The sequence below is a fragment of the Agrobacterium sp. fls2-241-TYG-188a genome (assembly GCF_030209845.1).
Genome location: NZ_JARVRD010000007.1, coordinates 158460 through 183958 on the forward strand (window position 1 = coordinate 158460; position 25499 = coordinate 183958).

The window sequence follows — 25499 nt, forward strand, 5'->3', positions numbered from 1 at the left end:
GCCGAAAGCTTGGCTTGGTTGCCGACATCAGATGGGTAGCGGGTGGTACCCCGCAACCGATCCGATTCGTCAGTCCTGTTCGGTCGGAACCAGGATCTCACGCTTGCCCGCGTGATTGGCGGGGCCGATTATGCCTTCCTGCTCCATGCGTTCGATAAGCGATGCCGCACGGTTATAGCCAATGCCGAGGCGGCGTTGGACGTAGGAGGTCGAAGCCTTTCCGTCGCGCAATACCACTGCGACGGCCTGATCGTAGGGATCGTCAGATTCGGCCATGTTGCCTGTCCCGGCGGGGCCGCCGCCATCTTCGTCCTCATCCTCTTCGGTGATGGATTCGAGATATTCCGGTGACCCTTGCGTCTTCAGGTAGGCAACGATGTCTTCAACCTCGTTGTCCGCCACGAATGGACCGTGCACACGCTGGATGCGCCCGCCGCCCGCCATGTAGAGCATGTCGCCCATGCCGAGAAGCTGTTCGGCACCCTGTTCGCCGAGGATCGTGCGGCTGTCGATCTTGGAGGTGACCTGGAAGGAAATGCGGGTCGGGAAGTTGGCCTTGATCGTTCCGGTGATCACGTCGACGGACGGACGCTGCGTGGCCATGATGACGTGGATGCCCGCAGCACGCGCCATCTGCGCCAACCGCTGGACGGCGCCTTCGATGTCCTTGCCCGCCACCATCATCAGGTCGGCCATTTCATCGATGATAACAACGATGTAGGGCAGGGGCTTCAGGTCGAACTCTTCCGTCTCATACATGGCTTCGCCGGTCTGTCGGTCGAAACCGGTCTGGACCGTGCGCGTCAGTACTTCGCCCTTGTCCAGCGCCTGCTGAACGCGGGTGTTGAAGCCATCGATGTTGCGCACACCGATCTTCGACATTTTCTTGTAGCGCTCTTCCATCTCGCGCACTGTCCATTTCAGCGCAACAACGGCCTTCTTCGGATCGGTGACGACGGGAGAAAGCAGATGCGGGATGCCGTCATAGACGGAGAGTTCCAGCATTTTTGGATCGATCATGATGAGGCGGCACTGCTCCGGCGTCATGCGGTAGAGCAGCGACAGGATCATGGTGTTGATGGCAACGGATTTACCCGAGCCGGTGGTGCCGGCCACCAGCAGATGCGGCATCTTGGCAAGGTCAGCAATAACGGCTTCGCCGCCGATCGTCTTGCCGAGCGACATGGGAAGCTTGGCCTTGTTGTTCTCGAAATCACGCGATGCAATCAATTCCCGCAGATAGACGGTTTCGCGGATCTTGTTGGGCAACTCGATGCCGATGGCGTTGCGGCCAGGGACCACGGCGACGCGGGCGGCAATCGCGCTCATCGAGCGGGCGATATCATCGGCCAGACCGATGACACGCGAAGACTTGATGCCTGGTGCGGGTTCCAGCTCGTACATGGTGACCACGGGGCCGGGGCGCACATGGATGATCTCTCCCTTGACGCCGAAATCTTCCAGAACGCCCTCAAGTCTGCGGGCATTCTGTTCCAGAACGTCGGCGTTCAGGGTGGCATCGCGCACGACGCTTTTCGGCTCTGCGAGAAGATGTACCGAGGGAAGCTGGAAGCCGTCGGAGGCAATGAATGAAGCCTGGGCATCGCGCGCAACCCGCTCGCTTGGCTTGGGCCGGGCAGAGGGGGCGGTGATCCGCGTCTGTCCCGCGGGCGGGCGGGCGGAGAACTTCGCTTCGCCAGACTGGACGCCGGACAAATCGCTCTCGTCATCCTCATCATCATCGTGGCCCATGGAGATCGGCGGCGGAGACATTTCGCCGCGCGCACGGGCTTCCGCGCGCTCTTCGAAGGAGGGTTCGGCCCGATCCAGCCTGTTGATGGCTGTCTTGAGGCGCGATGGTTCGTTCAGCGTGCCAAATTCGTAGTCATTGAAATCATAGGGCTGCTCGAACTCATTTCGCATGGATTTCGGTTTCATGCCAAACAGCCGACGGAACCGCGCCTGGGTAATGTACCAATAGTGGGTTACTGCGCCAATCGCCAGGAAGTTGCCGAGGAAGCCTTCGGAATCGTCTTCATCCTCATCGGCAGGTATCTGACCCTTTTTGACCCTTGCGGACACCGAGGCTTGCGCCAAGGCGAATTCATCCTCTTCGTCCGGGTGGCCGAGAAGACCTGCCGCAAAGAGCATGAGCCAGGCAGCCGGGGCTGCAAATGCGATGCCCAGAACGGTTGCGAAAGTGCCCGTAGGATAGGCGCCGATGAAAAGGGCGGGAAAGCGCAGGATCATGTCACCGACAACGCCGCCAATGCCGTTCGGCAGAGGCCATGTCAGCGGAGCGGGAAAGCAGCCAAGGGATGCCGAGGCAATGACCGCACCGCTGATCCATGCGACGAGGCGGGCAGGAATACGGTTAAACCTGCGGCCCGAAATGAGCGCGAAGGCCCATGCGAGGATTGGAAGCATGGCAATCAGAGCTGAAAGGCCGAGAAACTGCATCATCAGGTCGGCGAAGATGGCGCCTCCGTGACCCAGCAGATTGGTGGGCTCGTTACCGGTCGCATAGGACAGGCTCGGGTCTGCGACATTCCATGTGGCCAAGGCCGTCATGCCGAGCGCCAGAGCGGCAAGGATGCCGAAACCACACAGGGCCATGACCTGGCGCATTACAAATGCCGTCAGCACGAAGCGGTTATCACGACCGTGGAACGTCGCTGAATTCACTCTGTCCATATCTGAACCTGTCATTCTTTCGTTGCTTCCGAGATCCGCGCCATAGGTCACGCGGACGGGGATGACAGGCTAAGGTACCGGTGCGGTGGTTAATATGCCATTAACCATGCAAATTCAGATGCCGTGACAGGTTCCAAAAATGTGAAAGCCCGGCGGTGGCCGGGCTTTCGTGTCTGAGACGGTGTCTCTGTCTGCTTAGGAGTGGTAGGCCGCTTCGCCGTGGGTGGCGAGGTCGAGACCTTCGCGTTCTGCCTCGACAGGGACACGCAGTCCAACGACGAGGTCTACAATCTTGTATAGGATGATCGAGCCGATACCCGACCATGCGATGGTGACGAGAACGCCCTTAAGCTGTGCCCAGACCTGCGTTGCCGTGCCAGCGTAGCTAGCAGCGAAGTCAGCTGTCGAATAATCGACGATGCCTGCGCCACCGAGCGCCGGGTTGACGAACACGCCAGTGAGCAGAGCACCGATGATGCCGCCGACGCCGTGCACGCCGAATACGTCTGCCGTGTCATCGTAGCCGAACTTGTTTTTCACTGTCGACACGAAGAAGTAGCAGACCGGCGAAACGATCAGACCCATGACGATTGCGCCCATTGGACCGACGAAACCGGCTGCTGGGGTGATGACGACGAGGCCTGCAACAGCACCCGAAGCAGCACCAAGCATGGATGCTTTTCCGCGTGTGAAGTTTTCGACCAGTGCCCAGGACACGACGGCCGCTGCCGTTGCAACGAAGGTGTTGATCATGGCAAGAGCGGCATAGGCGTTGGATTCCAGGTTGGAACCGGCGTTGAAGCCGAACCAGCCCACCCACAGAAGGGCAGCGCCGACCATGGTCAGCGTCATGGAGTGAGGAGCCATCATGTCCTTGCCGAAGCCGGTACGCTTGCCAACCATGATCGCGCCGACGAGACCCGCAACACCTGCGTTGATGTGAACCACGGTGCCGCCGGCAAAGTCGATTGCGCCGAAGCTGAAGATCAGGCCGGTTGGGCCGTCATAGGCGCTTGGGCCGCCCCAGAACCAGACCATGTGGGCAATCGGGAAGTAAACGAATGTCAACCAGAGGATCGTGAACAGGATGACGGCAGAGAACTTGATGCGTTCAGCAAATGCACCGACGATCAGCGCGGGCGTAATGGCCGCAAAGGTCATCTGGAAGCAGACGAAAACGAGCTCAGGAATGGCTGCACCCTTGGTGAAGCTTTCCGACAGCGTCGTCGTATCGACGCCTGCCAGGAACATTTTGGAGAAGCCGCCAACGAAGCTGTTGAGCGAACCGCCATCGGTAAAGGCAAGCGAATAGCCGTATGTGACCCAGACGATCATCGCGACCGCCGCAATCATCATGACCTGCATCAGGACAGACAGCATGTTCTTGGTGCGAACGAGACCGCCGTAAAACAGTGCGAGACCGGGAACGATCATCAACAGAACCAGGATGGTCGAAATCATCATCCAGGTCGTGTCACCCTTGTCGACCGTCATTGCCGGTGCAGCCGCGGCAACCGCAGGCGCTGCGGCATCCTGGGCAAATGCAAGCGCCGGGGCAAAGAGAGCCGCCGTGCCAGCGCCGAGCCGACCAAGTGTTGAAAGCTTGTTTAATTGCATGATTGGAAAACTCCCCTGTCAGCCGTGCTTAGAGCGCTTCTGTGTTGGTTTCGCCGGTACGGATGCGCACGGCCTGTTCAATCGAGTAAACGAAAATCTTGCCGTCACCGATCTGCCCAGTCTTCGCGGAGGAGGCGATAGCATCGACGGCCTTCTCCACCAGATCGGACGCAACCGCGATCTCGATCTTGAGTTTGGGAAGAAAGCTCACGGCATATTCGGTGCCGCGATAAATTTCGGTATGTCCCTTCTGGCGTCCGTAACCCTTCACTTCTGTCACGGTCAGGCCCTGGATACCGACTGCAGTCAGTGCCTCGCGCACCTCATCCAGCTTGAACGGCTTGATTATGGCCATCACAATTTTCATCTGGTTTCCCATCCTTTGTTTGCCTCGGCATGAAGCCGGCTCTCCTCGACGCTGGCAGATCAGTAACAGCGACTGATCTCCTACATTCAAGGCGCGTGCCAGTTTGGATGGTTGCGCGTAACTCCCTGAAAAATATCGGTTAATTTATAAAAGATCGGAAAATAGGCACGCGTCTCCGCTCAAAAGGCGCAATAACTATGCAGAATCGAAAAAATGCCTAGTATTTAATCATTTGCCAGTTTGCGGATCAGGCCTTCCTGCGCCATCGATGCGACAAGAACGCCGTCCCTTGTAAACAGGCTGCCTCGTGTCAGGCCACGAGCGCCCGATGCGCTTGGGCTGTCCTGTGTGTAGAGCAGCCAGTCATCGAGTTTGCACGGGCGGTGAAACCACATAGCGTGATCGAGACTTGCCGCCTGAACCGCCGGATCGAAGATCGTGGTGCCGTGGGCGTAAAGCGACGTATCAAGCAACGTCATGTCCGAGAGATAGGCGAGAATCGCTGCCTGATAATGGCGGTCGTCTGGAACGTCGCCGGTGGCTCTGACCCAGATGTCCTGTTGGGGATCCAGCTTTTCCTTGGAAATATAATGGGTCAGAGAAACCGGCCGAATTTCGATGGGGCGTCGGTTTTCCCAGTATTTCCTTATGGCAGGCGGCGCCTTGGCGAGAAACGCATCGCGCATCTGATCTTCACTGAGGAGTTCCTCGGGTTGCGGCACCTGGGGAATGCGAGCCTGATGGTCGAAGCCGCCTTCGTCGATCTGGAAGGATGCCGACATGGAGAATATTGCATGGCCATGCTGGATCGCCACGATGCGGCGCGTCGCAAAGCTTGATCCATCCCTGATGCGATCGACCTGATAGATGATAGGTACTGCAGGGTCGCCCGGGCGCATGAAATAGGCGTGAAGCGAGTGGACGAAGCGGTTGTCAGGCACCGTCCTTTGAGCGGCCATGAGCGCCTGGGCGATAACCTGGCCTCCAAAAACGCGCTGCCATCCAACCTGGGGGCTCGTTCCCCGATAAAGGTTTTCCTCGAGTTTTTCGAGGTCAAGCGTTGAAATCAGCTTCTGGAGTGGCTCGGTGTTTTCGATAGGGCGCGACATTTTCGACATGCTCCGGCAGTAGGAAGACCTGTGCCTATGGTCTATAGTGCGTGCATGAGATGCACAAGAATGCAGGAGAAGGCGTTATGCTTGACGTGGTTGTGGCGGGCGGCGGATATGTCGGTCTGGGCGTTGCGGTGGCAATCAAACAGGCGGCACCGCATCTGGGCGTCGAAGTCATCGAGGCGGCACCGGAGGGCGTCTGGAAAAACGACATGCGTGCTTCCGCCATTATTGCCGCGGCGACGCGGATGCTCGACGTCTTCGGTATATGGGATGAACTCCTGCCGCAGGCGCAGCCCATCAACAAGATGATCGTTACCGATTCCAGGACCTCCGATCCCGTGCGTCCCGTCTTCCTGACCTTCGACGGAGAGGTCGCGGAAGGTCAGCCTTTTGCTCACATGATCCCGAATGTGGCGATGGTCGGTGCTTTGCGCGGAGTGTGCGAGCGGCTTGGCGTGACGATCCGGCATGGTCTGAGTGTTTCGGGCTTCGACGCGGGCAACCGCAGCAACCAGGTAACACTTTCGGACGGCTCGACCCTTGAGACCCGGCTTCTGGTGGCGTGCGACGGTGTTCGCTCAGCTCTGCGCAGCATGGCGGGCATCAAGACCGTTCACTGGAATTACGACCAGTCCGGCATCGTCACGACAGTGGAGCATGATCGACCCCACCACGGCTGTGCGGAAGAGCATTTCCTCCCCTCCGGCCCCTTTGCCATCCTGCCGCTGCCAGGAAATCGGTCTTCTCTTGTCTGGACGGAGCGCACGGCGGATGCCGACCGTCTCGTGGCCTCCGACGATCTTGTCTTCGAGGAGGAACTGGAGCGAAGGTTCGGTCACAAGCTTGGTCCCGTGCGCCCGGTTGGGCCAAGGCGCGCCTTTCCGCTGGGGCTGACGCTGGCTCGCGCCTTCGTGGCGCCGCGTCTGGCGCTTGCGGGTGATGCCGCCCATGGAATTCACCCGATTTCGGGGCAGGGCCTCAATCTCGGCTTCAAGGACGTGGCCGCCCTTGCGGAAACAATCGTCGAGGCGGATCGCCTCGGCCTCGACATCGGATTTCTCAATGTGCTTGAGCGCTATCAGTCTTGGCGCCGGTTCGACACCGTGCGAATGGGGGTCACAACCGATGTGCTCAACCGCCTGTTTTCCAACGATATCGCACCGATCCGCATCGCCCGTGATTTCGGGTTGGGGGTGGTCGACAGAATTCCAGCTCTCAAATCCTATTTCATCGGCCAGGCTGCGGGCACCGCCGATCCGAACGGCCCACGGCTTCTTGCCGGACAGCCTCTCTGAACCAGTAATGGTGAGCTAGACGGGAGAGAACAAAAGACGAATTGCTGGATTAAGCGATTCGTCTCCGATTCGTTCGCTGACTGTTCCGCACCCGGTCCGTTTCACTATTCATGTAAAACGAACGGCTTTTGCAGCTTTTGTGGTTTCTTTCCTTGCCTTTGAGCTGCGCGATTGCCATGTGTGTGGGGCGATGCGGCGGAATCTATTCCGAATGTGTTGTGAAACAATCAGTTAGTCGATTTCACGGATAGTACGTTGAATTTTCGCCCCATGATCTTGAGCGGCCGCGGTGTTACGGCCGTTCTTGGCCCTACCAATACCGGCAAGACGCATTACGCCATCGAGCGGATGGTCGCGCACGGAAGTGGCGTCATCGGATTGCCGTTGCGGCTGCTTGCGCGTGAGGTTTACACCCGGTTGGTGGAAAAGGTCGGCGCACCGAATGTCGCGCTGGTGACCGGCGAAGAAAAGATTTCACCGCCAAAGGCAAAGTATTCCGTCTGTACTGTGGAGGCGATGCCGCGTGAAACGACGGCCGCCTTCGTCGCTATCGATGAGGTGCAGCTGGCCGGCGATCTTGAGCGCGGCCACATCTTCACAGACCGAATTCTGCACCTGCGCGGACGTGAGGAAACACTGCTTTTGGGCGCAGGCACGATGCGACCCATCCTTGAAAAGCTTTTGCCGGGCATTGTGGTGGTCGAGCGGCCACGGCTTTCGCAGCTCTTTTATGCCGGACAAAAAAAGATCACCCGCCTGCCGCAACGCACCGCCATCGTCGCCTTTTCCGCTGATGAGGTCTATGCGATTGCCGAGCTGGTGCGCCGCCAGCGCGGCGGTGCCGCTGTGGTGCTGGGCGCGCTTTCTCCCCGCACCCGCAATGCGCAGGTCGGCCTTTACCAAAACGGAGACGTTGAATATCTGGTCGCGACCGATGCGATCGGCATGGGCCTCAACCTCGATGTCGACCATGTCGCCTTTGCGCAGGACCGCAAATTCGACGGCTATCAGTTCCGCAATCTCAATCCCGGCGAAATGGGCCAGATTGCCGGTCGCGCCGGTCGCCATCTGCGTGATGGTACGTTTGGCGTCACGGGTCGTGTCGATCCCCTGGACGATGAACTTGTCGAACGTGTCGAGTCGCACCAGTTCGATGCAGTCAAGGTTCTCCAATGGCGCACGAAGAATTTCGATTTTTCTTCCATTGCCAATTTGCGCGGCAGTCTGGATGCGGCGCCAACCGTGCAGGGACTATCCCGGGCACTGCCCGCCATCGACCAGCAGGCGCTGGAATATCTTTCGCGCTATCCTGAGATCATCGACGTTACCACCAACGCCGAGCGTGTGGAGAAACTGTGGGAAGCCTGCGCGCTGCCGGATTATCGCCGCATCGCTCCTGCACAACACGCCGACCTGATTTCAACGCTCTATTTCGATCTGGTCAAACGCGGCGCCGTGAACGAGGATTTCATGGCGGAACAGGTGCGCAGAGCAGACCGTACAGATGGCGAAATCGATACGTTGTCTGCAAGGATTGCGCAGATCAGAACATGGACGTATGTATCAAACCGCCCAGGATGGCTTGCCGATCCGACACACTGGCAAGAAAAGACGCGGGAAATCGAAGATCGATTGTCCGATGCTCTACATGAAAGGTTGACGAAACGCTTTGTTGATCGCAGGACATCTGTGCTCATGAGGCGCCTAAGAGAGAATGCGATGCTTGAAGCTGAAATCAGTGTGAATGGTGATGTCTTCGTTGAAGGACATCATGTCGGCCAATTGGCGGGTTTCCGGTTTACACCGGTGGCCGGAGCTGAAGGGCCAGATGCCAAGGCTGTGCAAGGCGCAGCGCAGAAGGCGCTTGCGCTGGAATATGAGGCGCGCGCCGCGCGGCTTCATGCCAGCGGGAATGGCGACCTCGCGCTGAGCTCGGATGGTCTCGTCCGCTGGTTGGGTGAGCCTGTCGCTCGCCTTGCAGCCGGTGACAACATCATGAAGCCGCGTGTCATCATGCTGGCCGACGAGCAGCTGAGCGGAAATGCGCGCGACCACGCCGTCGCCCGCATCGAGCGATTCGTCAATCATCAGATCGCGACCGTGCTGAAGCCGCTGGACGATATTTCCCGTGCGGAAGATCTTCAGGGTCTGGCGAAAGGTCTGGCGTTTCAGCTCGTGGAAAACCTGGGCGTACTCTTCCGTCGCGACGTGACCGAAGAGGTCAAGACGCTGGATCAGGATGCGCGCGCCTCGATGCGCCGCTATGGCATCCGCTTTGGTGCCTATCACGTATTCCTGCCCGCTTTGTTGAAGCCAGCTCCGGCTGAGCTTGTCACGCTGCTCTGGGCCTTGAAGAATGACGGTCTCGGAAAGCCCGGCTATGGCGATCTTATTCCGGTATTGGCGGCTGGACGCACGTCCGTTGTAACCGATCCAAGTTTCGAGCGCATGTTCTACAAGCTTGCAGGCTTCCGTTTCCTCGGCAAGCGCGCGGTTCGTATCGATATTCTCGAACGCCTTGCCGATCTCATTCGTCCGCTGTTGCAGTGGAAGCCGGGCACACAGCCGCGTCCGGAAGGCGCCTATGACGGCCGCCGCTTCACCACGACGACAGCCATGCTCTCCATCCTCGGCGCCACGCTCGATGACATGGAAGAAATCCTCAAGGGTCTCGGCTATCGTGCGGATCAGGTCAGCGCAGAAGAGGCTGCTGCTTTCCTCGGCGGTCAATCCGCTGATGCTGCCAAGGCAAGTGCCGATGCTGGCGAGACCGTGGCTGAGGCTGCTGGCACACAAGAGGCCGCTGCTGAGGAAACGTCTCAGGACGATGCCGACGCGCAACCAGCTTCCGAAGAGGCCGCAGCACCCGCCGAAACGCCGGTTGAGGCCAAGGCGGACGATGCGGCTGCGACCGATGCCGTTGCTGCCGAAGCTGCCGAGCCAAAGCCTGTTCTTCTGTGGCGTCCCGGTGGCCGCAATGACAACCAGCGCAGCGACAACCGCCGCCCTGCCAACCGCAACCACGGCGAACGCCGTGCAGACGGTGGCGAGGAGCGTCAGGGCCAGCCGCGTGGCAATAACGCCAACCGCGATGGCGACCGCAAGCGTGACGGTGACCGCAAGCGCGAAGGCGCCCGTCCGGACCGCAATGGCGGCAACAATAACCGCAATGAGCGCCATGACCGTGGCGAGCGCAAGGACCGCCCCGATCGCAATGACCGCGGTGGCAAGCCGCAGGGTCAGCAGCGCTTCGAGGCAAAACCACCGCGCAAGGAGAAGCCACTCGATCCGGATTCACCTTTCGCAAAGCTGGCTGCTCTCAAGGAACAGCTGAAGAAGTAAGATCATGGCCTTCTGTTTTCGTGAAAAGCAGAAGGCCTTTTCATTTGCGCCGATGCATGTCCTGTGGGACCCCACGGCGCAATGTTCCTGGAATGCATGATGGGCGAGAAGCAACCAACACAGGACCAAGGACGCCAGCGTCTCGACAAATGGCTATTCTTTGCCCGCATGGCAAAATCCCGATCCCTTGCGCAGAGCTATATCCAGTCCGGCAATGTGCGGGTGAATGGCGCGCCGGTTCGCCAGCCAAGCCATATGGTGAAGATCGGCGACAGGCTGGATATCAGCTTCGAACGCATGGATCGCATTCTGGTCGTCAGAGCGTCCGGAGAGCGGCGTGGGCCCTATGAGGAGGCAAAGCTTCTTTATGACGACGAAACCCCTCCACGCCCGCCCGGTGAGCGCCTGACGCTTCTGGAACAGGCGGTCCGGGAACCGGGTAGCGGCAGACCGACAAAGAAGGAGCGCCGCGCCCTTGATCGGTTGATGCCCGAGAATGGCGACGACTAGGGACGCGGGCTTCCCGATCCGGACGATCTACGCGCCCGCTTATGCCTGAGACTGCGGCGAACTCGACGTGCAGATTGGAATAAACCACCAAGATCGGCCGGTTTTTCAGTATCGTTTATCCTTGCTAAATCTGGTCAAAGGCATTACCTCACTTGCGAAAATGCCCTGTCTGAATTCCGGGCGATCGCTTGTCTTCCAAGCTATTTGATCCGGCCTGCATATCTGGAGTCCATCATGACGTATGTCGTGACCGATAACTGCATTCGGTGCAAATATACCGACTGCGTCGAAGTCTGCCCGGTTGATTGTTTCTATGAGGGTGAGAACTTTCTGGCGATCAATCCCGACGAATGCATCGATTGTGGTGTATGCGAGCCGGAATGTCCTGCCGAGGCCATCAAGCCCGATACCGAGCCGGGCCTCGACAAGTGGCTGAAGCTGAACGCCGAATATGCGGCTATCTGGCCCAACATTACGGTGAAGCGCGATCCGCTGCCGGAAGCCAAGGAAATGGATGGCGTCGAAGGAAAGCTCGATCTCTATTTTTCGGCAGAGCCTGGCAAGGGCGACTGATTGTTCCAATCCGCTCCGTCACCCCGGACTTGATCCGGGGGCGGCAGTTCGCTCACGTCCGTGATCGAAAAGAACTCCTCCGTGCCGCAGACACGGCGCTGCTGGATTCCGGCTCAAGGCCGGAATGACGGAAAAAACCAAAACTCCATATGCTTTCGAGGCCTCACGTTTTTACCGTGTAGGCTTTTTTAATTTCTGAAGACGCCTACCCGGCACGCCCGGATTGCAAGGTGGTGGACAGCAGCGTCAGCAATGCCACGCTTTCCTCCAGGCTTTGCCGCTGGCGGCTTTGCAGGATGGCGGCCTGTAGTCGGTTCATTTCACGCGCAATCGCTGCTGGCTGCCATGTACGCAGCGCGCGTTCGATGACCGGCTTGCGACGAAAATGGACGCCTCGTCCCATCGTCTGCATGACCTGACCCGCCTGCAGCTTTTTCTCGTCCATCTCAGCCCGCATCTGATCCAGAAGTTGGAATTGCCGAAGGCATCCTTGCAGGACCAGGAAGATGGGTGTCTTGGACGCGATGATTTTCTGCGTGGCGTGAAAGAAAGCGTTTCGGTCGCCCTTCAGTATCGCATCCACGGCATCATCTGCTGACACCATGCTGGCATCGCCGATGATCGACATCACGTCATCCTCTTCGATCACATCGCGACCGCGACAATAGAGCGCCAGCTTGCGCACCTCATTGCGAGAGGCAATGCGATCACCACCCAGCGATTCCGTCAGTCTCTGGCGTGCCGCTGGCGAAATGCGCAGGTTCTCGGTCGATAGCTCCTGATCGATCAACGCATTGATGGCCCTTGCATCATCGGCATAGCATGGGATGGCGGCAATCGCGCGGGATGGCTCCGCGATCTTGCGCAGGCCAGTGCCTTTCTTGAGATCGCCTGCCTCGACAATCAGAAAGCTCGATTCGGGGGGATTGTCCGATAGAACCTGAAGGGCGTCCACAAGTGCCTTCTCATTGGCCGCGCCCTTGACCCAGACAAGCTTTTCGCCGCCAAACAGGCCAATCGAGTTCACCTCGTCCAGCAGTCGACCGGGATCGCCTTGCAGATCGGAGGCCGTCAGCTTGAGCGAGGCGAAGGCGTCATTGGGATCGATGCCGGTCTTGGCCGCAATGAGGGAGGCCCGTTCTGAGACCAGGCCGCGATCAGGGCCGTAGAGCACGAAAACGCGAAAACGCTCCGCCGGTTTTTCGGCGAAGCGTTCGAATTCATGCGACTTGATTTCCGTCATCAAACGGATCTCAGCGGCTGAGAGTGGCGGCGATGTCCGTGCCGATGATTTCGGCAAGCTCACGGGCGGCACGATTTTCACCATCGCGCACGGCGCGAATATTGGCGAATTGCTGCTGCGGAAGATCGATCATTGCCGTGACGTTGCGCGTTGCCGCGCGCAGAACCTGGCCGTCCGAAATGCGGGTCAGCACGTATGAGCCCTTCATGTTGACGCGACCGGGATATGGGCCGTCATAATTGTTCTTGCCGATGGAAAGGCTGGTGTCGTCAGTGACTTCCGTCGAGGTCGCGCTCGAGGACACCGTAATCTTGACCTCGTATTCCTTGCGCGTCGGCTCGCCTACGCCGCCATAGGCCATGAAGACGAGATGATTGCGGACTTCCTGTGAGACGCGGCTGTTGGCCGAGGCGAAGTTCACGGTCTCAAGCTTCTGGCGCGTGCCGGATGCTTCGCCATAGAGCGGTCTCACCTGGCATCCGGCCAGAATGCCGGCAAACAGAATGACGGATAGTGCGGCTGCTACGCGGCCCCATCTGGAATAGGCATCAGACAACAATGTTCACAATCCTTTGTGGAACCACAATGATCTTTTTCGGTTCGGCCCCGGCCAGAGCCGCTTTTACGGCATCCAGTTCGACGACAGCCGCGCGCACGGTATCTTGATCCGCATCGCGTGCGATTGTCAATTCGCCGCGTTTCTTGCCGTTGATCTGGACCGGCATGACCACGTCATTTTCTTCCGTGAGAGCCGGCACGAATGTCGGCCATGCCGTTTGTGCAACAAGCCCTTCATTGCCCAGCACCTTCCAGCACTCTTCAGCCAGATGCGGTGTCATCGGCGCGATCATGCGGATCAGGATTTCGGCTGCATCGCGCGCCGCTGCCCTTTCCTGGGTCGACTTGCCACCACCCGCTACCTCAGCCAGAGGACCGGCCAATGTGTTGACCAACTCGTAAATGCGAGCAATGGCCTTGTTGAAGGCCAGCTTGTCCAGATCGTCCTGAACAGCCTTCAGCGTCTTGTGGGCGGCCTTTGACATTACAAGGCCCTGCCCGTCATTTGCGGGGGCCGGTGTAACAGTCTTCAACTCTTCAGCAGCTTCGCCGATGATGCGCCAGACACGCTGTACGAAACGATGAGCGCCTTCAACGCCAGCTTCCGACCAGATGACGTCACGATCCGGCGGGCTGTCGGACAGCACGAAGAAGCGGGCGGTATCCGCACCGTAGGAAGCGATGATATCGTCGGGATCGACAACGTTCTTCTTCGACTTCGACATTTTTTCGATCGAGCCGATCTGAACTTCGTCGCCGCCAGACAGCAGGAATGCGCGGCGCTTGCCGTCGACTTCTTCGATACGGATATCAGCGGGCACGATCCACTGACCGTTCTGGCCTTCGCCCAGACGGTAGGTTTCATGCACCACCATGCCCTGGGTAAAGAGGCCCTTGAAGGGCTCCTTCACGTCCACATGGCCGGTCGCCTTCATCGCACGCGTAAAGAAACGCGAGTAGAGCAAGTGCAGGATCGCGTGCTCGATGCCGCCAATATACTGGTCGACAGGCAGCCAGCGATTGGCGATCTTCGGATCGGTCGGCTGCTCCTCCCACGGCGCGGTAAAGCGGGTGAAATACCAGCTGGAATCGACAAAGGTGTCCATCGTGTCGGTTTCACGGCGGGCATCATGACCGCATTGCGGGCATGACACATGCCGCCAGGTTGGGTGACGGTCCAGCGGATTACCGGGGGTGTCGAAAGTGACATCGTCGGGCAGTTTGACCGGCAAGTCCTTCTTCGGGACAGGGACAACACCGCAGACTTCGCAATGGATGACCGGGATCGGGCAACCCCAATAGCGCTGGCGGGAGATACCCCAGTCACGCAGACGAAAGTTCACCTTGCGCTCGGCTTGCACAGCACCGCCGAGCATTTGCGACGAGAGCCTGGAAACGACGGCCTCAAAGGCATCCGTCGTTGTCATGCCATTCAGGAATTGCGAATTGATCATGACGCCGTCATCGACAAATGCCGTTTCGCCAATGGCGAATGTCTCTGCATTTTCGCCTTCCGGCATGACGACGGGTATGACCGGCAGGCCGTATTTGCGTGCAAAATCGAGGTCGCGCTGGTCGCCGGAAGGGCAGCCGAAGATGGCGCCCGTACCATATTCCATCAAGACGAAATTGGCGACGTAGACGGGCAGTTCCATCGAGGAATCGAGGGGGTGGACAACCTTGACGCCCGTATCGAAGCCCCGCTTTTCCGCCGTTTCCAACGCAGCCAGCGATGTTCCCTGACGACGGCATTCGTCGCAGAACTCCGCCAGTTCGCTGTTGGACTGGGACAATGCCTTGGCAAGCGGGTGGTCTGCCGCAATAGCAAGGAAAGATGCGCCGAAGAGCGTGTCAGGACGGGTTGTATAAACCGTAATGTCATCAAAACCGGAGGGCACGGTGGAGGTGACCGTCTGCCAGCGCAACGACAGGCCTTCCGACTTGCCGATCCAGTTCTTCTGCATCAAACGAACTTTTTCCGGCCATTGGTCCAGAACGTCAAGTTCGTCCAGCAAATCCTGGCTGAAGTCAGTGATGCGGAAGAACCACTGGGTCAGTTCGCGTTGTTCAACCAACGCGCCAGATCGCCAGCCGCGGCCATCGATGACTTGTTCATTGGCCAGAACGGTATGATCGACAGGGTCCCAGTTGACCTTCGACTGTTTGCGATAAACCAGACCCTTTTCCATGAAATCGATGAAAAGTGCCTGCTGCTTGCTGTAATATTCAACATCGCATGTCGCAAACTCACGGGTCCAGTCGAGGGAAAGGCCCATGGATTTCAGCTGTCCACGCATGGTGGCTATGTTCTGGTAGGTCCAGTCTTTCGGATGAACCTTGTTCTGCATGGCGGCGTTTTCAGCCGGCATACCGAATGCATCCCAGCCCATGGGGTGAAGAACGTTGTATCCCCTTGCACGCTTGTAGCGCGCCACAACGTCACCCATGGCGTAATTGCGCACATGGCCCATGTGAATGCGACCGGACGGATATGGAAACATTTCAAGAACGTAATATTTCTCGCGCGGATCGCTATTGTCTGTCACGAAAACACTGTCTTCGTTCCATTTTTGCTGCCAGCGCGGCTCGGCGTCGCGAGGATTATAACGTTCGATGGCCATACTTCTGAAATCCGGGTATCAAGGGGAAAATTTGCGCTGACCTTCACCACGAAACTGCCTATGCGTCAAGTTTGGCGGGTCAGGTAAGGGCGCAATCTTGGTAACCGCGTTCAAATGGTGACAATCCGTCTTGGCATCAAGGCCGGTGGCGGCTACTGAAACCGGATCCTGATGGATGCAATAGAGAATGTTGAGGTGGTGTGATGGAAATCGAAGCGCGTCTTGAAGATGTCAGGCAGCGTATTGCGTCGGTAGCGGAAAAGGCCGGGCGCGAGGAGAACAGTGTCAGCCTCGTTGCAGTCTCCAAGACATTCGATGCAGCCACGATCCAGCCGGTAATCGATTGCGGCCAGCGGGTCTTCGGCGAAAATCGCGTTCAGGAAGCCCAGGGCAAGTGGCCTGCGCTGAAAGAGCGCAACCAGGGCATAGAATTGCATCTCATCGGGCCATTGCAATCCAACAAGGCTGCCGAGGCCGTGGCGCTGTTCGACGTGGTCCAGAGTGTCGATCGGGAAAAGATCGCAAAGGTGCTTGCGGATGAGTGCCGTAAGCAGGGCAGGACGCTGCGGTTTTACGTCCAGGTCAATACCGGGCTTGAACCGCAGAAGGCAGGTCTGGACCCGCGCGAGACGGTCGCTTTTGTGGCCATGTGCCGCAACGAGTTGGAGCTTGATGTCGAGGGATTGATGTGTATTCCGCCAGCCGACGAGTATCCCGGCCCACACTTCGCGCTTTTGGCCAAGCTTGCGAAAGAGTGTGACGTGCAGAAGCTTTCCATGGGGATGTCGGGGGACTTCGAGACGGCGATTGAATTCGGTGCCACGAGCGTCAGGGTTGGTTCGGCCATTTTCGGCACGCGATAGTCGGCAGCCATAACGTAGTTCTTCGCCGCATTTGATCGCTGAGTGACGGCAACCGCCTGTCGACAATCACGTCAGCGGCTTGACGCTAATACGCAACAAAAAGCCACGGCCTCCATTTGGAGCCGTGGCTTTTTGTTTGGCGGTCGGGGCCGAAGCCCCGGTCGCTTAATCGAACGGTATCGCCCTGTCCTTGCCCGTCACAGGCTTTCCGTCGAGGGAGACCTCTATATCCGGGCTTCCGGCGGTCCGTTTGACGGCCACTTCGCGAACCTTGCCATCCAGCGTGATCTTGGCGGAGAAGCCATCCCACGCATCCGGTAGCGATGGATCAATGTGCAGAGTACCGTTGACACGGGTAATCCCGAGAATGCCCTCGACGGCGGCGCGGTACAGCCAACCGGCCGATCCCGTGTACCAGCTCCAGCCGCCGCGACCTGAATAGGCACCGGCACCATAGACGTCCGCCGTTACGACATAGGGCTCGACGCGGTAGGTCTCTGAAGACGGTCTGTCGAGCGCATGATTGACGGGATTGAGCAGCGAGAAGCACTTCCACGCATCTTCATGGCGGCCAAGCTTGGCCAGCGCCAGCACGACCCATGTGGCTGCGTGCGTATACTGGCCACCATTCTCGCGAACACCGGGCGGGTAGGCCTTGATGTAGCCCGGATCCTGCGGCGAGCGGGAGAAGGCTGGCGTGAACAGGCGGATGATACCAGCCTCTTCGTCCACCAGTTCCTTCATGACCGCGTCCATTGCCTGAGCCGACCGCTGTTCCTCACCTTCGCCGGAAAGGACGCTCCAGCTCTGGCCGAGCGAATCGATACGGCATTCCTCGCTGGTAATCGAGCCAAGTGGCGTGCCGTCATCGAAGTAGCCACGACGGTAGTAGTCGCCGTCCCAGCCCGCCGTTTCCAGCGCCGCACGCAATTTGTCGCGATGGGTCTTCCATTTCTCGACACGGTCCAGATCGCCGCGCTCTTCTGCGATTTCGATGAAATTGCGAAGGGTGCCAGCGAGGAACCAGCCGAGCCACACACTTGTGCCTTTGCCAGCCACGCCGACACGGTTCATGCCGTCGTTCCAGTCACCGCCAAGGATGAGAGGCAAGCCGTTTTCGCCCGTCCGGTGGATGGCCAGATCGAGGGCAAGTGCTGCATGTTCATATAGGCTTGCCGTCGTTTCGCTGGTTTCCGGCTGGAAGAAGGCGTCGTGCTGCCCAGGGGTCAAGGCCGGTCCCTTGAGGAACGGGATGCTTTCATCAAGGATAGCCTTGTCGCCGGTGGCGGCGATGTACTGGTGGGCGGCGTAAGCCAGCCAGACCACGTCGTCGGAAATCGTGGTTCGTACACCGGCACCCGTCAATGGCAGCCACCAGTGTTGCACGTCGCCTTCCGCAAACTGACGTCCAGCGGCCCGCAGGATCTGCTCGCGGGCAAGTTCCGGCTGGTAGAGCAGGAAGGCGAGCGTGTCTTGCAGCTGGTCACGGAAGCCAAATGCACCACTGGACTGATAGAAGGCCGTGCGCGCCAGAATGCGGCACGCAAGCGCCTGATAGGGCAGCCAGCTGTTGACCATGTGGTTGAAACCGGCATCGGGCGTGGAGACCTGAAGCTGTCCGCTGAACCCGCTCCAGAAACGCTTGTTTGCTTCCAGAACATCATCGAAGTCGCTCTGGCGAATATCCTTCACCAGTGCACGGGCCTCTTGCGCCGTGTCGGCATCACCCATGTAGATCAGGACATGCCGCTCTTCACCTGGCTTGAGGTGAATTTCCTGCATGAGCGCCGCACAAGGTGCACCGTCAAGCTCAACGCTTCCGGAAAGGGCAGCGCCTGACAGAATAGCCTGCGGTGCCTGAACCGACCCGTAACGTCCGATGAACTCGCGTTTGCTGGTGGTAAAGCCGCTTGCTGGGCCATCGAGAGACAGGAAGGCCGTGCGGGCGTTGTAATCGATGCTGTATGGGTTTGAAGCAAACAGCGCGCCGGTTTCCTCATCATGGTTGCTGAGAATGAACGGCGCCGACTTCTGGGTATTGTTGCCCAGTACCCATTCGACATAGCCATAGGTTCTGAGACGGCGGTTCTGGCTGCCGACATTTCGAACCGTCAGACGTGACAGCTTTACCGGCTTTTCGCGATCCACCGTCTGGATGACTTCGATATCGAGACCATCGTCAACACTGCGGAAAACCGAATAACCAAGGCCGTGACGGGTTTCGAATACCGCCTCGGGATTTCGCGACAATGCGGCGAAAGGCGAGTGAATCTTGCCGCTGTCGACATCCGACACATAGATCGCTTCACCGGGACGGTTGATGACCGGATCATTGCTCCATGGAGTCAGCTGGTAATCGCGCGAGTTGCGGCTCCATGTGAAACCGGCACCTTCTGCGGAGATGTGGAAACCAAAACGTTCGTTGGAAATCACATTGATCCACGGCTGCGGCGTGGACTGCCCGCCGTGAAGCCGCACGACATATTCATCGCCGGTTTTTGCGAAACCGCCGAAGCCGTTCCAGAAATCCAGATCATGCGCGTCTTCGACCGGCTCACCCTGTGGGAAGACCGGGGCAGGCAGACGTGCCTGTGCCAGATCGCTTCCTTCCGGCCCACGATGGGCGGCAAAGAGCGAGACGGCGCGGTTGACCTGATCGACGATCTTGCCGTTGCGAACGTGAAGAACGACGCGGGAGGCAGCCAGCAGGGCCGACCATGTTTCCTCATCCATCAGGTCGCGACGGACGGAGAAGACGTGCGGTCTGCCGCCATCGGCCGGATTGATACGGCGCTGGGCTTCGGAAATGTAATCCAGCGCGTGCTGCATGTCCTGCGCGTAGGATGCTGCGCGTTCATTGACGATGACGAGATCGAAAATGACGCCACGGGCGCGCAGATATTCATGGGCGCTCAAGGCTTCCTTGGCGATATCCATGTCCATATCGTCATTGATGCGCAGGCTGAAGATCGGGAAGTCGCCCGAAATCGCCAGCGGCCACAGGGACCGTTGCGAACCAAGACCCGTCTTCAGCGTATCGGCATCCGCACGCAGATGCATATCTGGATAGACGAGATAGCGGGCGAGATGCTGGAAGGCTGCTGCCTGCTGCGAGGTTACGCCCACATGGCGCATCTGCACCTGTGTTCGCGTCCAGGCATGAACGAGTTCATGCGCGAAGGCATCCGGGTGACGGTAACGATCAATGGCCTTGTCGACATCTTCGCGGCTTGGTGCTGCAATCGTCCAGAAGATGACGCTGACCTTCTTGCCGGCGGGAACGCGCACCACGCGTCGCAGCGACAGGATAGGGTCGAGCGTGAAGCCATCGGTGCCGGAAAGTGTGGCACCCGCATCGAAAGCAGCCGCCTCGCCGAGAGAACGGCCTCGGCCAATGAACTTGGCGCGGTCGGTCTCGAATTCGGTCGGACGCGCCGGGCCGGCATTGTCCGCGGCCAGATGCGCGATCACCGTGCTTGGTTCGCTCGGAGACCGCTTGTTGCGCCACGCACGAATGACATCGCCACGCTTGCCGATTTCCGTCTGCACGAACATGCGGGAGAACAAGGGGTGAGCATTGTCATCGTCTTCATTGGCAATGACGGGCTCCATGTAGGACGTGACTTCGATGTAACGATCCTCAGAACCGACATTGAGAAGGGTCACACGGCGGCCTTCGGCATCATGCTCCGTCGCTACGATGCACTCGACGACGCTTTGAATATCGCCGACCGTCTTGTGGAATTCGGCCTTGTCGTCGGTAAAGACCGTCTTGGTCTTTTCGCCCAAGGCAACGCGCGGTTCTGCGGTGGCGCTCCACCAGTCGCCCGAAACGGTATCGCGCAGGAACAGGAACGTGCCCCAGCGGTCTTCTGTCGGATCGGCCTTCCAGCGGGAAATCGCCAGACCGTTCCACTTCGAGTAACCGGCACCTGTCGATGTCAGCATCGTGGAATAGTGACCATTCGACAGGAACACGACCTCGCGGTCCCGTACGGCAGGATCGGCAATGGTGCGAACTTCTGCGCGCAGCAGGTCGGCCTGTTCCTTGCCGGGTGTCTCCGGCTCGTACTTGGAACTGACCACTGGAACTTCGCGTGGCGCCTTTTCCTGAAGCAGCAGTTCAGCGGCTTCGATGACGGGGTCGGCGTGGAAGAGTTCACGCAACACACCATCCAGAACCACGTTGGCAACAGCCGCAATCGACATGCCATGGTGGTGGGCATAGTAGTTGTAAACGACAGCGCAGACCTTGCCATCGGGAACGCGGGTCGGTGTGAAATCGACCGCATCATGGAAGCCGTACTGGCCGAGCGCGCCGAGTTTGCGCAACTTCTGCAGGTTCTCAAGCGCGGCATCCGGGTCATATTGCGATGCCAGGATGGAGGCGTAAGGCGCAATGACGGCATTCTGGCCGAGGCCGCGCTTCAGGCCAAGCGTGGGTACACCGAAGTTGGTGTACTGGTAGTTCATGTTGTGATCGCGGGCATTGAAGGCTGCTTCCGAGATACCCCACGGGGTGCCCAGACGGCGACCGTGATTGACCTGTTCCTTGACGATCAGATTGTTGGTCTGGTTCAGGATACCACCATGACGCTCCTGCATGACAAGCGGCGGCATCAGATATTCGAACATCGAGCCGGACCAGGAAACCAGCGCGCCCTGCGCGCCGATCGGCACGACCTGACGGCCAAGACGATACCAGTGTTCGGTCGGCAGATCGCCCTTTGCGATGGCAAAAAGGCTGGTCAGGCGGCATTCGGAGGCGAGGAGGTCGTAGCAGGCCTCGTCAAGCTCCTTGCTGTCGACGCGGTAGCCGATCGACAGAAGACGGCGGTCCTTGCGATAGAGAAAGCCGAAGTCCATCGAGAAGGCGAGGTTGCGGCTGCGGTCGCGCAGCGAGTTCAGCCGGTCACGCAACGGATCGATGGTGGCGAGATCGAAGGCGCTGTCGGAAATATGCGCTTCGCAGCAATCGACCAGCGACTGCGCCCAGCGCGTGACTTCCGCACTTTGCTCCGACTTGACTTCCAGATTGAGGTTGGAAGCCAGCTTCTGGATGTCGCGGGCCAAGACGGCCAGATTGATGACGCGGATCGATGCGAACTCATGCTCACGCTTGACCGAGGCGAGCGCGTTGGAGAAGCCGATGATACGCTCTTCCAGGCGGCGATGGAGAGGCCGCAGGTTCTTGCGATCGTCAGGCAGTTCCTTAAGGGTTTCGCGCAGGATGCCGGCGACATCGCCAATACCGTCGAGATTGCCCTGAAGATGCGCAGACGGTGCTTCCGCCCACTGACGGCAGGCCGACGAGATGGCGATGAGGTGACCGGCAAGGTTACCGCTATCTACCGCAGAGACGTAGCGGGGGCCAAGCGTCTGAAGCGTATCGGTATGGTACCAGTTGTAGAGATGGCCGCGATATTTCTCCATCTTCTCGACCGTCTCGATGGTCTTTTCCATCCGCTCGACGGTTTCCGAGAAGCTGATCCAGCCGAATTGACGGGCCGAAATCACAGACAGCAGGTAGACGCCGATATTGGTCGGCGAGGTACGGCTGGCAACGATAGGCTCCGGCGTTTCCTGGAAGTTGTCCGGCGGGAGGTAGTTTTCACCCGAGGTAACGAAGGCTTCGTAATAGCGCCATGTGCGACGGGCGATCTTGCGAAGCTCGCTCGACACATGTTCGGAGACGAAGAGACGATCTTCGGTCTCGGCGGACTGGCTGACATACCAGGCAACGGCGGGCGAGAAGACCCACAGAAGTGCGAAGGGAATGCCGACCAGGAACGCGTTATCACCCGGCAGTGAGGCAAACAGCAGGCCGAGCAGCGAAACGACCGGCGCGTGCCACATCTGGCGATAGTAATCGAGAATGCTGCCCTGCGCGCTGGACTGAATGCTGGCGGCGGTGCGCCATTCCAGCATCAGCTTGCCGCTGACGAACAGACGGTAGAGCGAGCGGCCGATGGCATCCGCCATCATGCAGGCACTGTCTGCGATAAAGACGATTCGCAGTGCAACCTGAGCATTGGTGGCGCGGATTTCTGACCACAGCGTATGGAAATGCGCCTGCGGCACGATATCGGTCGAGCGCGGAACGAGGCCGGACAGCAGTGACAGTGTGGGTGCGACGAAGAGCGAGAAGATCAGCAGGATCTGCCAGATCAGCGCGCCGAGCGGACCCATGAAGTACCAGCCAAGAACGGAGGCAACGAACCATGCAATCGGGGTGAGAGAACGACGAAGATTGTCGATCATCTTCCAGCGACCAATGGCGGTCACACCGCGTTTTGCTTCCATGATGTAAGGCAGAAGCTGCCAGTCGCCACGTGCCCAGCGATGCTGGCGCGAAACTTCGACTTCGTAACGGGTTGGGAAGTCTTCGACGAGCTCGACATCCGTTACCAGGGCGCAACGGGCAAACGAGCCTTCCAAGAGGTCGTGAGAGAGAACTGCATTTTCCTCGATCCGGCCCTTCAGCGCCGTCTCGAATGCATCCACGTCATAAAGACCCTTGCCCGTGAATGTACCTTCGGAGGTCAGGTCCTGATAGACGTCAGATACGGTGAAGACGTAAGGATCGATACCGCGATTGATGGAGAAGACGCGCTGGAAGACGGAGGCGTCCTTGCCAGTTGTCAGCGATGGGGTCACGCGCGGCTGCAGCAGGCCGTAACCGTGGATCACACGACCGGTTACTGGGTCGTGAACAGGACGGTTGATCGGATGGTGCATCTTGCCGACGAGCTTGGTCACGGCGTCGCGCATCAGGCGTGTGTCAGCGTCCAGCGTCATGACGTATTTGACGTTTTCCGGCACCATATTGGCACCGTTGAGGAATGTCGTGTCCTTGTCGCCGCGAAGCAGCATGTTGAGTTCATGCAGCTTGCCGCGTTTGCGCTCCCAGCCCATCCAGCAATCTTCGGCTGGATTGTATAGACGGCGGCGATGCAGAAGGAAGAAGCGTGTCCTGCCGTCAAACGCATAACGGGCCGACAATGCGGCCACTTCGCGCTTGGCATATTCGAGAATTTCGACATCTTCTGCCGATTGCTCGTATGGGGCATCGCGCCAGTCGCTGATCAGCGCGAAGGAAATCTCTCCATGCGGATTGGCGAGATAATGGACCTCGAGATTGCGGACCATTTCATCGACGCTGTCGCGGCTTGTCAACATGCATGGGACGGCCAGCAGCGTGCGGGCGTCTTCTGGAATGCCCTCCTTGAACTCATATCCGACCAGACGGAACGGCTTGACGAAGAAGGTCACCAGCGTGTTGAAAAGTCCCGTCGCACCTTCGGATGCGGGCAGGGCAAACATCAAGAGGAATGCCGTGACAACATACCAGGGCATTCCGGCATCGGCCAGGAACCATCCGACGATGCACATGGCAAGTGCGGTCAGCGCAATGACGGGAACGGCGACCGAGAGCCAGTTGAACTGGCGCATGAAGCGCACGACGCTTTGCGAGATAAGCGGCGTATATCCAATCCGTCTTTCCAGTTCCTCACGGCGCTGGCCGATCAGGAAGCTGCCGACATTGGGCGCGTGGGGGTGCTTTTCATCCGAATTGGCGGTTTCCGTCACCATGTCGACGGCGGCCTGCGCAACTTCGATTTCTGTCTTGGGCGAGCGGCGAGCGAGAAGCTCGACCGTGTTGCGGTAGGTATTGCGGGAGCCGAAATCGAGCGTTTCGTAATCGGTCTGCTCACGCAGGACCTTGTCGATATGGCTGACTTCCTCGAACCAGACAGACCATTCGGTATCGTCGATTTCGCGCAGGCTCTTGACGATGTTGCCCATGGTGACGTTGCCGGAGGCGAGGCGGTTATGTTCCGCCATCATCGTGTTCTCGGCATCGGTACCAGCGCTTTGCAGACGCTCTTCGAGCCAGTTCAGTGCGAAGCCAGAGGTCTGTGAACCGTTTCGGAGGCGATACAGGAACTGTGTGGAGAATGTGGGGTCGTCAACCAGATTGTCGATCTGCTTGAGGAGGGTGGCGGAGGCTTCGGCATCGTTCAGCCGGATGATCTCGTCCACGACCTCGTTGGCCTTCTGGCGCATCCGGCGGGAGCGTTCCACGCGAATGGAGATCCGCCGCAAATTTTCGATCAGAACGAAACGGAGGATGGAGGGCAACGCCCACAATTCACCGATCTGCAGAGTCTTGGAAGTCTGGTACCCCTCCACCAGCGCCGTCATGCTTTCGCGCGACACCGTGCTGTGGGTATGGGCGACATAGAGCCATGCGAGCGCCATGACGCGCGGGATTTCCGTATTGCCAATCCTGACCGTCGGGAGCTGACGGTAGAACTTGCGCGGAAAGTCGCGCCGGACCTCCTGGATCGCTTCCTCTATCACATAGTGATTGTCGAGCAGCCATTCTGCAGCAGGCGTGATCGTTGCGCCGTTTTCAGAGTCGACGGCGGTCGTTCGATAAACGCGCAGGATTTCCTTTTCGTTTTCACGATGGCGCGCGAAGAAATCGAACTCCATGAAGCCCGGCAAGTCGTCGGCCCCGGTCCTGGAGAGCTCGGCTCCACAGTCCCTCAGCTCATCGATTGTGAAGTAAACGGAGCGTATCGAATCATTGTGATCGATCTGCTTTGCTTCTGAATCACGGGCGGCGGCGGTCGGCGTAATATGAAATGACATCGGCTCGTATTCTGCACTCTGGTGAGGATCTGGCTATTTAACC

At 58.8% G+C, this 25499-nt stretch carries 13 protein-coding genes; 5 read left to right on the plus strand and 8 right to left on the minus strand.

Features of this window, described 5'->3' with window-relative positions; genetic code table 11:
• Positions 1 to 69 precede the first annotated feature (69 nt).
• From QRN85_RS19650 to tesB, 4 genes are all read right to left on the minus strand, one after another.
• Positions 70 to 2694, minus strand: a complete 2625-nt coding sequence (locus QRN85_RS19650; protein ID WP_284759916.1) for an FtsK/SpoIIIE family DNA translocase — start codon at positions 2692 to 2694, stop codon at positions 70 to 72.
• Positions 2695 to 2889: 195 nt separating this feature from the next.
• Positions 2890 to 4311 (minus strand): ammonium transporter, encoded by a 1422-nt coding sequence (locus QRN85_RS19655; RefSeq protein WP_062589134.1) that lies wholly within the window; start codon positions 4309 to 4311, stop codon positions 2890 to 2892.
• Positions 4312 to 4339: 28 nt separating this feature from the next.
• Entirely contained in the window at positions 4340 to 4690 is a 351-nt protein-coding gene (locus QRN85_RS19660; RefSeq protein WP_062589132.1) for a P-II family nitrogen regulator, read from the minus strand.
• Between the two features lie 212 nt (positions 4691 to 4902).
• Positions 4903 to 5787, minus strand: coding sequence for an acyl-CoA thioesterase II (tesB, locus tag QRN85_RS19665; RefSeq protein ID WP_062589130.1), 885 nt, complete (start codon positions 5785 to 5787; stop codon positions 4903 to 4905).
• 59 nt (positions 5788 to 5846) lie between these two features.
• On the opposite strand from tesB, the gene QRN85_RS19670 reads away from it, so the two are divergent.
• The 4 genes from QRN85_RS19670 (at position 5847) to fdxA (ending at position 11513) form a co-directional block, all read left to right on the plus strand.
• Positions 5847 to 7088 carry a ubiquinone biosynthesis hydroxylase gene (locus QRN85_RS19670; protein WP_284759830.1) on the plus strand — a complete coding sequence of 414 codons (1242 nt, stop codon included), beginning with the start codon at positions 5847 to 5849 and terminating at the stop codon, positions 7086 to 7088.
• Between the two features lie 270 nt (positions 7089 to 7358).
• The gene (locus QRN85_RS19675; RefSeq protein WP_113170503.1) at positions 7359 to 10430 is read left to right on the plus strand and encodes a helicase-related protein; all 3072 of its coding nucleotides are present in this window, start codon (positions 7359 to 7361) and stop codon (positions 10428 to 10430) included.
• A 96-nt stretch (positions 10431 to 10526) separates the two neighbouring features.
• Positions 10527 to 10940, plus strand: coding sequence for an RNA-binding S4 domain-containing protein (locus tag QRN85_RS19680; protein WP_162238091.1), 414 nt, complete (start codon positions 10527 to 10529; stop codon positions 10938 to 10940).
• A gap of 234 nt (positions 10941 to 11174) precedes the next feature.
• Positions 11175 to 11513 carry a ferredoxin FdxA gene (fdxA, locus tag QRN85_RS19685; RefSeq protein ID WP_062589308.1) on the plus strand — a complete coding sequence of 113 codons (339 nt, stop codon included), beginning with the start codon at positions 11175 to 11177 and terminating at the stop codon, positions 11511 to 11513.
• A 205-nt stretch (positions 11514 to 11718) separates the two neighbouring features.
• On the opposite strand, the gene holA is transcribed toward fdxA, so the two are convergent.
• Genes holA through leuS form a run of 3 tightly spaced genes read right to left on the minus strand, consistent with a single transcriptional unit; the run spans position 11719 to position 15935 of the window.
• Positions 11719 to 12756 (minus strand): DNA polymerase III subunit delta, encoded by a 1038-nt coding sequence (gene holA / locus QRN85_RS19690; protein WP_112964558.1) that lies wholly within the window; start codon positions 12754 to 12756, stop codon positions 11719 to 11721.
• Positions 12757 to 12766: 10 nt separating this feature from the next.
• On the minus strand, positions 12767 to 13315 hold the full coding sequence (locus QRN85_RS19695) for a hypothetical protein (RefSeq protein ID WP_284759831.1): 549 nt from the start codon (positions 13313 to 13315) through the stop codon (positions 12767 to 12769).
• Positions 13305 to 15935 (minus strand): leucine--tRNA ligase, encoded by a 2631-nt coding sequence (gene leuS / locus QRN85_RS19700; protein ID WP_284759832.1) that lies wholly within the window; start codon positions 15933 to 15935, stop codon positions 13305 to 13307. Before leuS ends, QRN85_RS19695 begins: the two co-directional genes overlap by 11 nt.
• Before the next feature lie 203 nt (positions 15936 to 16138).
• Between leuS and QRN85_RS19705 the strand changes: the two genes are divergently transcribed.
• On the plus strand, positions 16139 to 16798 hold the full coding sequence (locus QRN85_RS19705; RefSeq protein WP_162734742.1) for a YggS family pyridoxal phosphate-dependent enzyme: 660 nt from the start codon (positions 16139 to 16141) through the stop codon (positions 16796 to 16798).
• Positions 16799 to 16963: 165 nt separating this feature from the next.
• Here QRN85_RS19705 and QRN85_RS19710 read toward each other — a convergent pair whose 3' ends face one another.
• Entirely contained in the window at positions 16964 to 25456 is an 8493-nt protein-coding gene (locus QRN85_RS19710; RefSeq protein ID WP_284759833.1) for a glycoside hydrolase family 94 protein, read from the minus strand.
• Positions 25457 to 25499: the final 43 nt, after the last annotated feature.

Excerpts from the sequence above, each read along its gene's own strand:
- holA (WP_112964558.1), bottom strand. The coding sequence starts at position 12,756 with ATGACGGAAATCAAGTCGCATGAATTCGAACGCTTCGCCGAAAAACCG.
- QRN85_RS19680 (WP_162238091.1), top strand. The coding sequence starts at position 10,527 with ATGATGGGCGAGAAGCAACCAACACAGGACCAAGGACGCCAGCGTCTC.
- QRN85_RS19675 (WP_113170503.1), top strand. The coding sequence starts at position 7,359 with ATGATCTTGAGCGGCCGCGGTGTTACGGCCGTTCTTGGCCCTACCAAT.
- fdxA (WP_062589308.1), top strand. The coding sequence starts at position 11,175 with ATGACGTATGTCGTGACCGATAACTGCATTCGGTGCAAATATACCGAC.
- tesB (WP_062589130.1), bottom strand. The coding sequence starts at position 5,787 with ATGTCGCGCCCTATCGAAAACACCGAGCCACTCCAGAAGCTGATTTCA.
- QRN85_RS19710 (WP_284759833.1), bottom strand. The coding sequence starts at position 25,456 with ATGTCATTTCATATTACGCCGACCGCCGCCGCCCGTGATTCAGAAGCA.
- QRN85_RS19650 (WP_284759916.1), bottom strand. The coding sequence starts at position 2,694 with ATGGACAGAGTGAATTCAGCGACGTTCCACGGTCGTGATAACCGCTTC.
- QRN85_RS19705 (WP_162734742.1), top strand. The coding sequence starts at position 16,139 with ATGGAAATCGAAGCGCGTCTTGAAGATGTCAGGCAGCGTATTGCGTCG.
- leuS (WP_284759832.1), bottom strand. The coding sequence starts at position 15,935 with ATGGCCATCGAACGTTATAATCCTCGCGACGCCGAGCCGCGCTGGCAG.
- QRN85_RS19660 (WP_062589132.1), bottom strand. The coding sequence starts at position 4,690 with ATGGGAAACCAGATGAAAATTGTGATGGCCATAATCAAGCCGTTCAAG.
- QRN85_RS19655 (WP_062589134.1), bottom strand. The coding sequence starts at position 4,311 with ATGCAATTAAACAAGCTTTCAACACTTGGTCGGCTCGGCGCTGGCACG.
- QRN85_RS19670 (WP_284759830.1), top strand. The coding sequence starts at position 5,847 with ATGCACAAGAATGCAGGAGAAGGCGTTATGCTTGACGTGGTTGTGGCG.